The following is a 14,794-nucleotide window of genomic DNA, read 5'->3' as shown; positions in this document are numbered from 1 at the left end:
TTCTCGGTCGACTCCGGTGCCCGACGACAGCTCCGGGCTACGGTGCCGCATGGGTTGAGGGTCCCGTGTCGGCGCCGTGGCCCGTAGTGTTTTCGGCCCCGCGGCCCCTGGACCCGCGACCTCGTGCTCGCGGCCCCCCGAACCATGTTCCGCCGCTCAGAGAGCCGGCCCCCGGCCCACGACTGTGGACCGGGGGCCGGCTCGCGTCCGGACCGGGTTACCTCGTCTCGGTGACCTTGGCCAGGGCGCGCGGGGCGTCCGGGTCCTGGCCCCGGGCGATGGTGACCTCGTAGGCCAGCAGCTGGAGCGGCAGGATCTCCAGGATCGGCTGCACCTCCTCCGGCACGCCGGCCGGCAGTGCGAAGCCCGCCGAGGCGGCCTCCACCTGCGCCTGCTGGCCGACCACCACCAGGTCCGCGCCGCGCCCGCGCAGGCGGTCCAGGACCGGCTGGAGGGCCTCGCCGCCCTTGCCGTCCGGAACGATCGCGATGACCGGCGAGACGTTGTCCACCATCGCCAGCGGGCCGTGCAGCAGGTCGGCGCCGGAGAACGGGGTGGCCGGGATGTAGGTGGTCTCCATCAGTTTGAGCGCCGCCTCACGGGCGGTCGGGTAGCCGTAGCCGCGCGAGGTGATGACCAGGCGCTGGGCGAAGCGGTAGCGCTCGGCGAGCGCCTTCACCTCGGCCCTGCGGGCCAGCACCCCGGCGGCCAGCCCCGGCAGCTCCTTGGCGGCCGCCCCGTCGCCCCCCCGCAGGCCCTCGACCAGCAGGTAGAGCGCCAGCAGCTCGGCGGTGTAGGTCTTGGTGGCCGGCAGCGCCTTCTCCGGGCCGGCCAGCACGTCGATGTGAAACTCGGAGACCTCGGCCAGCGGCGAGGCGGCGTTGTTGGTCACCGCGAGGGTGATGGCACCGGCCTCGCGGGCGGCCTTGGTGGAGGCCACCAGGTCGGGCGACCCGCCGGACTGGCTGACGGTGACGACCAGGACGTCGGTGAGGTCCGGCCTGGCACCGTACGCGGTGGTGGTGGACATCGAGGTCAGGCCGGCCGGCTTGCCGAGCAGGATCTCGATCAGGTACTTGGCGTACAGCGCGGCGTTGTCGGACGTGCCGCGCGCGGTGAGCAGGACGAAGCGCGGGCTGCGGGCGGCGATCTGCGCGGCGACCTCGCGGATCTTCGGGGCACCCTCGTCGAGGATGCGCTGGAGGACAACCGGCTGCTCGGCCATCTCCGCCGCCATGATCCGGCCGGGGACGGAAACAGTCTGCGGGTCGGACATCTGGGTCTGCCTCCGATGTGACGGTTCGACCCCGCTCGGGCGGCTGCCCGGCGGGGACCTCCACGGGCGGCGAGTCCGCACACTCGCTGCGGTTCTGCGTGCCGCAATCCTACGGGCGCACCTGCCGCCGGGCACCTCCGCCGGAACGTCCGCGCGCCCCTCGGCGCGCCCCTGCCGGAAGCGGGAGGGGCGCGCCGAGGGGCGCGACGACCGGTCAGCACGCCCTGACGGTCAGGACGCCCCGTCGGTCAGGACGTCTTGTTGATCAGGACGTCTTGTTGATCAGCTGGTCGATCGCGGCGTCCGCCTCCTTGGTGGCCTGGTCCACCGACTTGCCCTTGAGGATCGCGGTCAGCATGTCCGGGATGATCTTCTGCTTCTCGATCGCGCCCCAGCCGGGAGCCAGCGGGGTGAACCAGGCGTCCGGGACGGCGTTGGCGGCCGCCGCGGTGGCCGGCTTGTTCTTCAGCGGGTTCAGCTGGGTGAGGTTGTTCGGGAGGATGTCCTTGTCGGCCAGCGCCTGCTCGGACTTGGTGCTGGTGAACATCCGGACCCAGTCGGTGGCCAGTGCGACCTGCTGGGACTTGGCGGTGACGGCGAGGTCGGAGCCGCCGATGAAGGTCGGCAGCGGCTTGCCGTCCGGGCCCGGCATGGTCGCCAGCTTGACGGCGTCCTTGATGCTCGGGTCGCCGGTGACCGGCGCGGTGACGCTGGCCGCCTCGTAGCCGTTGCCGTAGAAGGACGCGGTGCGCCCGCGGGCCATCGCCTCGAACTGGTTCTGCTCGTTCTGCGCCAGGTCGCCCTTGTTGTACTTGCGCACCAGGTCGACGAAGTGGCTGATGCCCTGCTGGGACTTGGGGTCGTGCAGGGTGCCGTGCCAGTTGCCGGAGCTGTCGAACTTGGCTATGCCGCCGCCGTACGCGGCCACGTAGCTCATCGCGGCGTACCAGTACGGCCCCGGCAGGTAGAGCGGGGAGAAGGACTTGTCGCCCTTGGTCTTGTCCGCGATCTTGTCCAGGGCGACCAGCAGGTCCGCCTCGTTCTTCGGGAAGTCGGCGCTGCCGGTGGCCTGCTGGAAGGTCGAGGAGTTGTAGATGGCGACGCGGGCGCCGGCGTAGTAGGGCACGCACCAGAGCTTGTCCTGGTACGTACAGGTGTTGGCGAGCGCCTTGATCCAGCTGTCGGAGTTGTCGAAGGTGCTGCGGTCCACCGGGGCCAGGGCCCCGGAGAGCACGTACTTCATGGTCTCCGTGTTGCCCAGCTCGACCACGTCGGGGGCGTTGCCGTCGGCGATGGCCTTGTCGAGCTTGCCCACCTTGTCGGCCCAGCCCTGGTAGACGAGCTTGAGGCTGACGTTCGGGTACTTGGCCGCGAACTCGTCGTTGACCCGCTGGACCAGGTCCGGCCAGTTCTTCTGGGCGTCGTCCATCAGCCAGACGGTGACGGTGCCGCCGGCGGCCTTCGCGTCGGCGGAGCCGTTCGCGCTGCCGCCGTCCGACGCGGGTGTGCCGGACGAGGAACAGGCTGTCAGACCGACCGCCAGTGCCATGGTCCCGAGCGTCGACATGAGCTGACGCTTCTTCACGCCATCCTCCGAGGGGTGTAGAGCCGTGTTGCCCGCCGGCAGCGTGATTGGCGCCCGCGGCGGAGAACCGGACAGGGGGCGGCGAAGAGCTTCGGGGAGGGCCGATACCACATCCGGCGAGGTTGAAATTCGAACCGGATGACTGGACTCTGGCCTAGACCATAGGTGGTGTCAACGACCAAAAGCCTTACTTAGGGCGGCCGTTGCAGAGCTGTTGTACCGCGTGGCCGCCAGTTGTCGTTCCGTCACCGTAAGTAGATCTTAAGGTGGATTTAAGGCCCACTTGAGGGAACACGGTCAGTTGACGGATTTGCAGGTCAACGCGGGGAAAACGGAACGGGCCCGCCATGCGACATGCGCATGACGGGCCCGTCGGCCGACGTCTGCCGGACACGGCCGGTGACGTCTCGTCGATCGTTTCAGCCGACCGCTCCCGGCTGTCCGGTGAGGACCTCCACGGCCGCCAGTCCGCAGACCCGGGCGGCGCCGTGGGTGGCGATGTAGAGCGCGCCGACCGGCTCGGACTGGGGCAGGCCCATCTCGACCACGGCGGCGTCCGGCCGGGCCGCCACCAGGCGGTCCAGCGCGGCGGACATCCACGCGTGCCGGTGCGCGTCCCGGACCACCAGCACCAGGCGGCGGCCCTCGGCGCCCGCCAGCACCTCGCCGACCAGGGCGTCCAGCAGCTCCGGCGCGGCCTGGGCCGCCGACACCTCGCGGGTGCGGGTGCCGGGGAAGCGGTCGGCCAGCATGCCGGCCACGCCCCACGGGGTGACGTCGCCGACCGCGATGTTCGGCTCGTCCGAGAACGAGGCCACGTACGGGCGCTCGCTCACCGGCGACGCCGCCCGGCCCGGCGCCCGGACCACCTTGAGCGCCCGGCGCGCGGCCCGCAGGCCGACCGCCAGGTCAGGCTCGACCCGCTCGCCCTGGGCCGCGATCCGGCCCCAGCTGCCCAGCGCCCGGACCCGCTCGGCGGCGTCCGCCAGCCGCTCCTCGGCGAGTCGGCCGGAGCGCACGCCCGCCACGATGGCGTCGCGCAGCATCAGCACGGTCTCCTCGTCGGCGAGCCCGCCGCCGACGCAGATCGCGTCCGCGCCGGCCACCAGGGCCAGCACGGTGCCCTCGCCCATCCCGAAGGTGTCGGCGATGGCGCCCATCTCGATCGCGTCGCTGACGATCAGGCCCTGGTAGCCGAGGCCGCCGTCGGCCGGCGCGGCACGCAGCAGGTCGCTCAGCACGGCCGGGCTCAGGGTGGCCGGCAGCTTCGGGTCCAGCGCCGGGATCATGATGTGGGCGGTCATCACGGCCTTGGTGTCGGCCGCGATCGCCGCCTGGAACGGGATCAGGTCGCGGGCCCGCAGCACGTCCAGGTCGACGTCGATGACCGGCAGGCCGTGGTGCGAGTCCACCGCGGTGTCGCCGTGGCCGGGGAAGTGCTTGGAGCAGGCGGCCACGCCGGCCGACTGGAGGCCCTCGACCCAGGCGGCGGTGTGCCGCGCGCACAGCTCGGGGTCGGCGCCGAAGGAGCGGACGCCGATGACCGGGTTGCGCGGGTTGGAGTTGACGTCCGCGGTGGGCGCCCAGTTGTAGTTGACGCCGGCCGCGGCCAGCGCCCGGCCCAGCTCGCGGGCGACGTCCCTGGTCAGCGCCGGGTCGTCGATCGCGCCGAGGGCGAGGTTGCCGGGCCAGGACGAGCCGGAGCCCGCCTCCAGCCGGGTGACGTCGCCGCTCTCCTCGTCGATGGCGATCAGCAGGTCGGGGTTCTCGGCGCGCAGCGCCCCGGTGAGCGCGGACAGCTGGTCGAGGTCGACCACGTTGCGGTCGAACAGCGCGACCGAGCCGAGGCCCGCGGCGAGGTGGCGGCGCAGCCACTCCGGCGGCTCGGTGCCGACGAAGCCGGGCTGGAGGACGGTCAGGGCGTCGCGGTGCAGCTGGTCGCTGTCCGTGACGGTGGGAACGAGGATGCTCACGTTGACTCAGCCCTTCACGGCGCCGTCGGTCATGCCGCTGACCGCCTTGCGCTGCAGGAAGATGAACAGGATCAGGATCGGCACGGCGAACAGGGTGGACGCGGCCATGGTCGCGCCCCAGTCGGTGCCGAACGCGGTCTGGAAGGAGGAGAGCCAGAGCGGGAGGGTCTGCGCCGCCTCCTTCTTGTTCAGCATGTTGACCAACGGGAACTCGTTCCACGCGGTGATGAAGCCGAACAGCGAGGTCGACATCAGACCGGGGGCGAGCAGCGGGAAGATGACCTTCACGAAGGCCTGGGTGCGGGTGCAGCCGTCCACCATGGCCGACTCCTCCAGCTCCTTCGGCACCGCGGCGATGAAGCCGCGCAGCGTCCAGATCGTGAAGGGCAGCACCATCATCAGGTAGAAGGCGGTCAGCGGCACCAGGCTGTTGAGCATGTCGTTGTTGCGGGCGATCAGGTAGGCCGCGATGACCATGACCTCCCAGGGCGCCATCTGGGCGGCCATCACCACGAGGACGAAGCTCTTGCGGCCGCGGAAGCGCATCCGGGCGATCGCGAAGGCGGCCAGGGTGGCGATCAGCAGCGAGCCGACCACCGCGCCGACGGTGACGATCAGGCTGTTGGTGACGTACGTCCAGAAGTGCGGGACGTGCACGGCCCGGTCGAAGTGCTCGAACGTGCCGTTCAGCGGCAGGAAGACGGGGTCCCGGCTGACGATGTCCTTGTTCTGCTTGAACGCGGTCGAGAACATCCAGTAGACGGGGAAGATGAAGAAGACGAAGAGGACGACCGCGATCACGTTCGGCCAGGTGCGTCCGAAAAGCGAGCGCCTCACAGCTCGTCCTCCTGCTTGAGAATGATGCGGAAGTAGTAGGCCATCAGCGCACCCAGCATCAGGATGGTGAGCACCGCGATGGCGGAGCCGACGCCGAAGCGCTGGGACCCGATGCCCTCCAGGAAGGCGTGCACCGGCAGGGTGCGGGTCAGGCCGTCCGGGCCGCCCTTGTTGATCAGGTAGACCTGGGTGAAGGCCTTGAACACCCAGATGACCTCGAGGAAGGTCGTGGCCAGGAGGAAGGGCTTCATGATCGGGTAGATCACCGAGGTCCAGATCTTGCCCGAGCCGGCGCCGTCCATCCGGGCGGCCTCGTAGAGCTCCTTGGGGATCGTGGTCAGGCCCGCGTACATGTTGAACGCCACGAACGGGACGGACTGCCACACGATCAGCAGGATGATCACGAAGAAGGTGGAGTACTGGCCGCTGGTCCAGTTGAAGTTGGCCATGGAGTGCCAGCCCAGCTTGTCCAGGAACCAGTTGACGACGCCGAAGTGCTGATCGAAGAGCCAGGTGTAGACGGTGGTCGCGGCGACCACCGGCATCGCCCAGGCCAGCAGCAGGCCGACCGAGAGCAGCAGCCGCATCCCCTTGCCGAGGGTGTTGAGCAGCAGGCCGATCAGCGTGCCGAACACCATGATCAGCACGACGTTGACCGCCGTGAAGATCACCGTGCGCAGGGTGATCGCCCAGAACTCGGAGTTGCCGAGCTGATCGGTGTAGTTGGCGAAGCCGTTCCACTCGGTCAGGTGCTGGATGAACTGCCGCTTGTTGAGGTTCTGGAACGAGACCACGACGGTCTCGATCAGCGGCCAGATCAGCAGGACGAGCGTCGCCGCGAGGGCCGGCAGCAGCAGCAGGTAGGGGGCGAACCTGGACGCCGTACTCGGCCCGCCCGATGTTCTGCCGGTCCTCTTCGGGGTGCGTTCGGCACCGGGGGTGGTGGACCTGTCTGTCGACGCCACCACGGAATTCGTTGACTCCGGGGACTGTGTCTGCACCCGTTCCGACTGCGCAGCCATCGCTCTCTCTTCCTTGCAAACCCGACCACGACGGAAGGCGCCGCCCACCGACCCCCCGCCGGGAGCCGGTGAGCGACGCCGCTCAACTGCCTTACTGCTTCTGGTTGAGACGCTTCGCGATCTCGTCGTCGGCCTTCTTGGCCGCGGCGACGGGGTCGCCGTTCAGCGCCGCGGTCAGGAACTCCTTGATGGGGTTCGGCTCGTTCTCGACGTTGGTCCAGGTCGGAACGTTCGGGGTGGTCGCGCCGTTGGCGGAGGCCGGCAGGGCGGCCTTGGCGAAGTCGCCGGTGACCTTGCTGTTGAGCGAGACCTTGTTCGGGATGAGGCCCGAGGAGGCGATCAGGCCCTCGTTCTTGTCGCTCATCGCGATCTTCAGGAAGCCCTTGGCGAGCTCGGGGTTCTTGCTCTGCTGGGCGATCGCCAGGTTCGAGCCGCCGAGGAAGACGCTGGTCGGCTTGTCCGCGGTCGCGCCGGGGAGGGCGAAGTAGCCGATCTTGTCGGCCGCCAGCTCCTCGGGCTTCGGGATCTCCCAGCCGAGGCCGATGATGGTGCCGATGTCACCCTTGGCGAAGAGGTCCTTCTGCTGCGGGGTGGCCTCGTCCTTGTCCTTCGGCGCGGTGACCGAGTGGCTCTGCAGCTTCTTGTAGGTCTCGAACGCCTTCTGGCCCTCGGGGCTCGACAGGCCGCCGACCCACTTGTCGCCTTCCTTCTTGGCGACCTTGCCACCCTCGCTGGTCAGCAGGCCGAAGTAGACGTACCACTCCTGGCCGGGCATGTAGAGGGCGTCGCTGACACCGGGGACGGCCTTGACCTTGTCCAGGTCGGCGTAGAACTCCTCCAGGGTCTTCGGCGGGGCGGCGATCTGGGCCTTGGCCCAGATGTCCTTGTTGTAGGTCACCACGCGGTTGGTGAACAGCCACGGAGCGGCGTACTGCTTGCCGTCGATGATCGAGGACTCGTTCAGGTTGGCGGCCCAGTCGGCGCCGCCCAGGTCGGACTTGTCCTTGGTGATGTCGAGCAGACCACCGGTGGCCGCGTAGCCCGCGGTCTGGGTGTTGCCGATCTCCAGGACGTCCACCGAACCCTCGGAGAGGGCGGCGGTGACCTTCTGGCCGATGCCGTTCCACTTCTGGGTCTGGACCTCGAGCTTGGCGCCCGGGTAGGCCGCGGCGAAGTCGGCCTTGACGCTCTCCTCCCAGCCCTTGGGGGCCGAGCCGTCCATCAGCCACACGGTCAGGGTCTTGCCGTCGTAGTTCTTGGCCGCCGAGGACGAACCGCCGCTGTCCTTGCCGTCCGAGCTACAAGCCGCCAGGCCGACGACCATTGCTGCGACGCCGACCGCCGCGATGAGCTGACGCTTCACGCCATCCTCCTGAGGGATGCCTGGGTGCCCCCGTCGGACGGTAGCGGCAGACCCACACAAAGCGGGGGGAAAGGTGCCGCCGACCCCTTCGAACGGGTGGGGGGATTCATAGTGACCGGCCTAGTGGTGTAGACCAGATGCCTGGAGCTTGGCCTAGACCAATGGGCCTGTCAACGGCTGTTCGACCGATCTCGACCACCCGTTATCAAGCCGACACCGCACATCGTTCATCGCGTGATGAGGTATTCGTTCCGTAGCCATACATGCAACGATGTGAGCCGTTAACGATGTGGCGGGGTCGGCGAAGGCCTCGCGAGAAGCGGGAGAACAGGTCCGATGAGCAGCGACGGGGGAACCACGGCCCAGGTCAACGGCCCCGAGGTGAACAACCTCCCGACGCAGGCCGGCACCGACCCGACCGCGCGCGTCCCCAAGTACTACGGCCTGAAGCGGCACCTGCTGCAGCTCACCGAGACCCAGCCCGCCGGCACCCCGGTGCCGCCCGAGCGCGCCCTGGCCGCCCAGTTCGACACCTCGCGCACCACCGTGCGCCAGGCCCTCCAGGAGCTGGTCGTCGAGGGCCGGCTGGAGCGCATCCAGGGCAAGGGCACCTTCGTGGCCAAGCCCAAGGTCGCCCAGGCCCTCCAGCTCACCTCCTACACCGAGGACATGCGGGCCCAGGGCCTGGAGCCCGCCTCCCGGCTGATCGAGATCGGCTACATCACCGCCGACGACCGGCTCGCCCCGCTGCTCGACATCAAGCCCGGCGGCCGGGTGCTGCGGATCGAGCGCCTGCGGCTGGCCAACGGCGACCCGATGGCCATCGAGGTCGCCCACCTGTCCGCCAAGCGCTTCCCCGCCCTGCGCCGCAACCTGGCCAGGCACAACTCGCTGTACGCGGCGCTGCGCGAGGTGTACGGGGTCACCGTGGCCGAGGCCGAGGAGACCATCGAGACCACCCTGGCCAACCCGCGCGAGGCCGGCCTGCTCGGCTCCGACCTCGGCCTGCCGATGCTCCAGCTCTCCCGGCACTCCTTCGACGCCGAGGGCGATCCGGTCGAGTGGGTCCGCTCGATCTACCGCGGCGACCGCTACAAGTTCATCACCCGACTGAAGCGTCCGGAGTAACCGCACTCCCCCACCGCACTTCGGGCACCGGCGCACGCGACTCGCGCGCCGGTGCCTTCTGCGTTGCGCGCCGACAGCTTGATGACGTCCGGCGACGGCGAATCCTTTTCCGTTGCCATGACAACGTATTTCCGCGCCCCCGCCGACGGCTCCTTTGCGCCCTTCGACGGCGGACACCGGTCGGTTACGTCCGTCTGGTGGGAAGTTGCGTCAACTCCGGTGACACGGATCACCCCATGCTCTAGATTGCGCAGCCGTACCGATCTGACTGCCGATCACCGATGGTGCTGCTCGGCGGGCCCGTACGGCTTCGCGCCGGCCGGGCTGCGGCGCCGACGGGGAACCCCTCCGGAGCGGAGCCGAAGATGCCCTCTGATCACCCTGCCGTCGAAGATGTCATGCCCGAGCCACCCGGGAGGCCCGTCCCCGCGGTGACGCCCGAGCGGGTACTGGCCGGCCTCGCCCTGCTCGTGCCGATCGTCGCGATGCTCTGGGTGTCCTCCTACAGCAAGAGCGACCCGGCGGTGGCCGGGGTGCCCTTCTTCTACTGGTACCAGCTGCTCTGGGTGCCGGTGTCGGCGGTGTTCACCGTCGCCGCCTACCTGCTGATCACCCGGGACGAGAAGGCCCGCACGGCGGCCCGGAAGGACGGTGCGCGATGAGGGACGTCAACGTGCCGGCCCTCGTGGTCTTCGTGCTGTTCTTCGTCCTGGTCACCGTGATGGGCTTCCTCGCCTCGCGCTGGCGCCGCGCGGACGACGCCGCGCACCTGGACGAGTGGGGCCTGGGCGGCCGCAGCTTCGGGACCTGGGTGACCTGGTTCCTGCTCGGCGGTGACCTCTACACCGCGTACACCTTCGTCGCCGTCCCGGCGGCGGTGTACGCGACCGGCGCCGCGGGCTTCTTCGCGGTGCCGTACACGATCATCGCCTACCCGCTGGTCTTCCTCTTCCTGCCCAGGCTCTGGTCGGTCTCCCGGGTGCACGGCTACGTGACCCCGGCCGACTTCGTGCGCGGCCGGTACGGCTCCCGGCCGCTGTCCCTGGTGATCGCGCTCACCGGCATCCTGGCCACCATGCCGTACATCGCCCTGCAGCTCGTCGGCATCCAGGCCGTGCTGGACGTGCTGGGCGTCGGCGGCGGGCAGAACGCCAACTGGTTCGTCAAGGACCTGCCGCTGTTCCTGGCCTTCGGCGTGCTGGCCGCCTACACCTACTCCTCCGGCCTGCGCGCCCCGGCACTGATCGCCTTCGTCAAGGACGCCCTGGTCTACATCGTGATCATCGTCGCGGTGATCTACATCCCGATCCGGCTCGGCGGCTACGGGCACATCTTCGACTCGGCCGCGCAGCACTTCAAGGAGGCCAAGGCCGGTTCGCTGACCATCCCCGAGAACAAGCAGTGGACGTACGCCACGCTCGGGCTCGGCTCGGCGATGGCCCTGTTCATGTACCCGCACTCGGTGACCGGCGTCCTGGCCTCCAAGTCCCGCAACACCGTGCGCCGCAACATGGCGATCATGCCCGCCTACTCGCTGATGCTGGGCCTGCTGGCGCTGCTCGGCTTCATGGCGATCGCGGCGGGCGTCGGCAAGGGCGTCAAGGGGTTCAACGCCCAGCTGTCCGTGCCGCAGCTGTTCGCCGACATGTTCCCCGACTGGTTCACCGGCGTGGCCTTCGCCGCGATCGGCATCGGCGCGCTGGTGCCGGCCGCCATCATGTCCATCGCGGCGGCCAACCTGTTCACCCGCAACGTCTACAAGGAGTGGCTCAAGCCCGCCGCCACCCCCGCCGACGAGACCCGGATCGCCAAGCTGGTCTCGCTGCTGGTGAAGGTCGGCGCGCTGATCTTCGTGCTCGGCATGGACAAGCAGGCGGCGATCAACCTCCAGCTGCTGGGCGGGCTGTGGATCCTCCAGACCTTCGTGGCGATCGTCGGCGGCCTGTTCACCCGCTGGTTCCACCACTGGGCGCTGTTCGCCGGCTGGGCGGCCGGCATGGGGTACGGCACCTGGAAGGCGTACGGGATCGCCAGCCCGGCCACCAAGCACTTCGGCGGCAGCGCGGCCGAGATCCCCGGGATCGGCGAGATCGGCTACATCGGCCTGACCGCCTTCGTGCTCAACCTGCTCGTCGCGGTGGCGCTCACCCTGGTGCTGCGGGCGCTCAAGGCGCCGGACGGCCCGGACGAGACCAGGCCGTCCGACTACAGCGCCGAGGCCGGCGAGGAGGAGCCGAAGAACGCGCCGGAGCCTGTAGCGGCGCACTGATTCGCCCGGTACGCGCCCTGTGATCGCGCCGCCTTCTCCGTGAACACTGGAGAAGGCGGCGCGATCATATGTATGAACAGGCGTGCACGCCGGGCACCACCAGACCGGACCGGCATCCGGCCGGAACCTGATCGACCACGGGGAGCTCGCGGCCATGGCAGAACTCGGCACCACCCTCAACGGCCAGCACCAGTCCACCCAGAGCCAGCACCAGCAGCACGTCACCCCCCAGAACCCGCACCTCCACGCCACCGCCCACCGCCCGGTGGCGGCCGGCCGGCTGCCGTCCGTGCTGATCGCCACCCGGCACGGCGAGTCCACCGCCAACGTCGAGTTCCAGCTGGCCGACGCCACCGGTGCGCTCAGCGTCCCGATCAGCTGCCGCGACGCCGACATCCCGCTGTCGCTGCACGGCCGGCAGCAGGCCCAGGCGCTCGGCCACTGGTGGGCCGGCCTGCCCAGCGCCGACCGCCCGCGCAGCGTCTGGTGCTCGCCGTACGCGCGCACCGCCGAGACCACCAGGATCGCGCTCGCCCAGGCCGCCGGGCTCGGCGCCGTCCCCGTCACCCTCGCGGTCCGCTACGACGAGCGGCTGCGCGACCGCGAACTCGGCGTCCTGGAGATGCTGCCGAAGGCCGCGATCGAGGCCAAGCACCCGGAGGAGGCGGCCCGCCGGCGCAAGATGGGCGAGCTGTACTACCGCCCGCCGGGCGGCGAGTCCTGGGCCGACGTCGCGCTGCGGGTGCGCAGCGTGCTGCGGGACCTGTGCGAGGAGGAGGCCGGACGGCCCGTCCTGCTGGTCGCGCACGACTGCACGGTGCTGATGCTCCGCTACGCGCTGGACCGGCTCACCGAGGAGCAGCTCACCGCGCTCGGGCCGGTGCACAACTGCTCCACCAGCCTCTGGCGGGCCCAGGAGGGACGGCTGCGGCCGGACGGCTGGAACGGGGTCGAGCACCTGGCGACCAGGGAGGACTGACGGACCGGTGACCGGTGCCCGCTCCGCTGCCCCCGGGCCGCCCGACCCCGGAGGTCCGCGCCGCACGGGGTTCCGGCACACTGGCCCGATGGACTTCCTCATCCGCCAGGCCCTCCCCGAGGACCTCGACGACGCCGGCCGGATCACCGTCGAGGCCTTCGTCGGCGACGGCTTCACCCAGCCCACCAGCGACTACGTCGAGCTGCTGCGCGACGCCGCGCGGCGGGCCCGCGAGGCCGAGCTCCTGGTGGCCGTCGACCCGGCCGGTGCCGGGGTCCTCGGCTGCGTGACCTTCGCCGTCGGCGGCACCGAGTGGGCGGACATCGCCTCCCCGCGGGAGGGCGAGATACGGATGCTCTCCACCGCCGCCGCCTCCCGCGGCCGCGGCGTCGGCGAGGCGCTGGTGCGCGCCACCGTCACCCGCAGCCGCGAACTCGGCCTGGCCGGCATGGCCTTCTCCACCCGCCCCGAGATGACCACCGCCCACCGGATCTACGAGCGGGTCGGCTTCCTGCGCACCCCCGGACGCGACTGGTCGCCGTACCCGGGGCTGGACCTGATGGTCTACACCATGGCGTTCTGAGCGGGCCGCGGGCGCCGGGCGCCCGTCGCCGCCGCGCCTCACTGCTTCTTGTCGTACCCGGGTGCCACGTAGATGGTGTACCGGCCGTGCTTCCCGCTCGTCACCACGGTGACCACCCGGTACCCGGCGGCCTTCAGGGTGGGCTGGATCGCCTTGTCGATGGCCGCGGTCTGGGTGAAGTCCAGGACCACGACCTTCCACTCGTGGGCCTGGATCCCGGCCTGGATCGCGGGCACGCCGTTCTGCATCTGGCCGGTGTCCGGGTCCCGCCGGAAGACGGCCACCAGGTCGTGCCACTGCTGCCAGTTCGTCTGCTTGCGCAGGTAGTACGCGGGGACGTTGTAGTTCTCGACCAGGTAGCGGTCCTCGCCCTTGACGATGTACGGCTCCAGCGCGGCGACGAACTCCGTCGAGTTCGACCACTCGCCGTTCATCTCCCGGCCCTGGGCCGCGCCCACCCAGGCCAGCGGGCCGACCACCAGGGTGGCGGCCGCGACCCCGGCCACCAGGTGCAGCCGGCCCTTCAGCCACAGCACCGTACGGGCCAGGACCAGGCCCACCACGATGCAGGAGAACCAGGCGCCGAAGTCGACGTGCTTCTGCAGCGACAGCCAGGTGTGGATGCGGATCTGGTTCACCGGCGCCATCAGCCCGGCCAGCAGCAGCAGAGTGGCGAGCCAGAACTCGGGCCAGGCCGCGCCGCCGCGCCGCCGCGCCCGCACCAGCTGCACCAGCACCCCGGCCAGTGCCACCACCAGCAGCGGACCGACCCAGCGGGCGGCCTCCGAGGCCACGTAGGAGTACGAGTCGTGGCCGGGGGCGCGCTGGAGCGTGGTGTGGTTGAAGCCGTTGACGTACTTCTCGCCGGCCGCCAGCGCCACCGCGCCGACCGCCACCACGAAGGTGAGCAGGAGCAGCAGCCCGCGCCGCCAGGCCTCCCGGGCGCGCAGCGAGCCGCGCGGCCCGGCCAGCACCGCGATGCCCGCCACCACCGGCACCCACAGCAGCGCCGCGTACTTGGTGGCGCCGGCCAGCGCCAGCAGCAGCCCGGAGGCGACCAGGCTCGGGTACCCGCCGCCGGTGGTCAGCCGCACCGCGAAGTACCCGGCCCAGGCGAGGACCGCCAGCGCCATCGCGTCGTAGGTGGCCAGGCCGCCGAGGAACTGGGTCGGGCCGAGCGAGGCGAAGGCCGCCGCCGCGCAGAACGCCGCGAGCGAGCCGTACAGCCGCCGGGTGGCCAGGTGGACGGCCACGGTGGCGGAGAGCATGAACGCCAGGCTCAGCAGCCGGGCGCCGTTCAGCCCGCCGAGGAAGTCGGCGACGGCCACCACCACCGGGTAGATCAGCGGGGAGCCGGAGAAGAACGTCTCGTACGTCGACACCGGGGTGCCGTGCCGCAGGTGCGCGACCTCCTGGTAGCCGGCGTAGATGTAGGTGCCCTCGTCGATGAAGGCGGTGTTGCTGAGGATCAGGTGGTACGAGAGCGCCGCCTGCACCAGCAGCACGGCCAGCAGCGACAGCCAGTCCGCCCGCAGGACCGGCCGGGCCGGGTGCGGCACCGGGGGCGGGCCCGGCTTGCGGCGGCGCCGGTCGGCCGGGGCGGGCCCGGCGGCCGTGCGGGCACGCTCGCCGAGGGCCGCCCCGGTCGGCCCGGCCCCGCCGAGGACGGGCTTGCGGGTGGACTCGGGCCGGATCCAGCGGCCGTCCGCGCTCATCAGTACTGCTCCTCATCTGGGACTTCGCATCCGGACGCGCCCCGACGGGGGCGCACGCCCCGGG

12 protein-coding genes are annotated in these 14,794 nt (G+C 70.5%); 5 read left to right on the top strand and 7 right to left on the bottom strand.

The window, feature by feature from the left end:
• Positions 1 to 217: 217 nt before the first annotated feature.
• The 6 genes from BU198_RS30585 to BU198_RS30560 form a co-directional block, all read right to left on the bottom strand.
• A complete protein-coding gene (locus tag BU198_RS30585) occupies positions 218 to 1,276 on the bottom strand; it encodes an SIS domain-containing protein (RefSeq protein WP_188300100.1) in 1,059 nt (352 codons plus the stop codon).
• Between the two features lie 265 nt (positions 1,277 to 1,541).
• Positions 1,542 to 2,843 (bottom strand): extracellular solute-binding protein, encoded by a 1,302-nt coding sequence (locus BU198_RS30580; RefSeq protein ID WP_188300120.1) that lies wholly within the window; start codon positions 2,841 to 2,843, stop codon positions 1,542 to 1,544.
• A 437-nt stretch (positions 2,844 to 3,280) separates the two neighbouring features.
• Complete coding sequence (locus tag BU198_RS30575; protein WP_188300099.1) at positions 3,281 to 4,834, bottom strand: glycoside hydrolase family 3 protein; 1,554 nt, start codon at positions 4,832 to 4,834, stop codon at positions 3,281 to 3,283.
• Positions 4,835 to 4,840: 6 nt separating this feature from the next.
• The gene (locus tag BU198_RS30570; RefSeq protein WP_188300098.1) at positions 4,841 to 5,671 is read right to left on the bottom strand and encodes a carbohydrate ABC transporter permease; all 831 of its coding nucleotides are present in this window, start codon (positions 5,669 to 5,671) and stop codon (positions 4,841 to 4,843) included.
• Entirely contained in the window at positions 5,668 to 6,693 is a 1,026-nt protein-coding gene (locus tag BU198_RS30565; protein ID WP_188300097.1) for a carbohydrate ABC transporter permease, read from the bottom strand. Before BU198_RS30565 ends, BU198_RS30570 begins: the two co-directional genes overlap by 4 nt.
• A gap of 91 nt (positions 6,694 to 6,784) precedes the next feature.
• Positions 6,785 to 8,056, bottom strand: a complete 1,272-nt coding sequence (locus tag BU198_RS30560) for an extracellular solute-binding protein (protein ID WP_188300096.1) — start codon at positions 8,054 to 8,056, stop codon at positions 6,785 to 6,787.
• A gap of 336 nt (positions 8,057 to 8,392) precedes the next feature.
• On the opposite strand from BU198_RS30560, the gene BU198_RS30555 reads away from it, so the two are divergent.
• The 5 genes from BU198_RS30555 to BU198_RS30535 all read left to right on the top strand — a co-directional run bounded on the left by BU198_RS30555 (position 8,393) and on the right by BU198_RS30535 (position 13,015).
• A complete protein-coding gene (locus BU198_RS30555) occupies positions 8,393 to 9,184 on the top strand; it encodes a GntR family transcriptional regulator (RefSeq protein ID WP_223245170.1) in 792 nt (263 codons plus the stop codon).
• Between the two features lie 398 nt (positions 9,185 to 9,582).
• Positions 9,583 to 9,846, top strand: coding sequence for a DUF3311 domain-containing protein (locus tag BU198_RS30550; protein WP_188300095.1), 264 nt, complete (start codon positions 9,583 to 9,585; stop codon positions 9,844 to 9,846).
• Complete coding sequence (gene mctP, locus BU198_RS30545; protein WP_188300094.1) at positions 9,843 to 11,453, top strand: monocarboxylate uptake permease MctP; 1,611 nt, start codon at positions 9,843 to 9,845, stop codon at positions 11,451 to 11,453. The genes BU198_RS30550 and mctP overlap by 4 nt, the downstream gene beginning before the upstream one ends.
• Before the next feature lie 154 nt (positions 11,454 to 11,607).
• Complete coding sequence (locus BU198_RS30540) at positions 11,608 to 12,432, top strand: histidine phosphatase family protein (protein ID WP_188300093.1); 825 nt, start codon at positions 11,608 to 11,610, stop codon at positions 12,430 to 12,432.
• Positions 12,433 to 12,520: 88 nt separating this feature from the next.
• The gene (locus BU198_RS30535) at positions 12,521 to 13,015 is read left to right on the top strand and encodes a GNAT family N-acetyltransferase (RefSeq protein WP_188300092.1); all 495 of its coding nucleotides are present in this window, start codon (positions 12,521 to 12,523) and stop codon (positions 13,013 to 13,015) included.
• A 38-nt stretch (positions 13,016 to 13,053) separates the two neighbouring features.
• Here the strand turns inward: BU198_RS30535 and BU198_RS30530 are convergent, their stop codons facing one another.
• The gene (locus tag BU198_RS30530; protein ID WP_188300091.1) at positions 13,054 to 14,730 is read right to left on the bottom strand and encodes an ArnT family glycosyltransferase; all 1,677 of its coding nucleotides are present in this window, start codon (positions 14,728 to 14,730) and stop codon (positions 13,054 to 13,056) included.
• Between the last annotated feature and the right edge of the window lie 64 nt (positions 14,731 to 14,794).

Source organism: Streptomyces sp. CBMA156 (assembly GCF_014596515.1).
Taxonomy (GTDB): Bacteria; Actinomycetota; Actinomycetes; order Streptomycetales; family Streptomycetaceae; genus Kitasatospora.
This window is presented reverse-complemented; position numbering and strand designations above follow the sequence as displayed.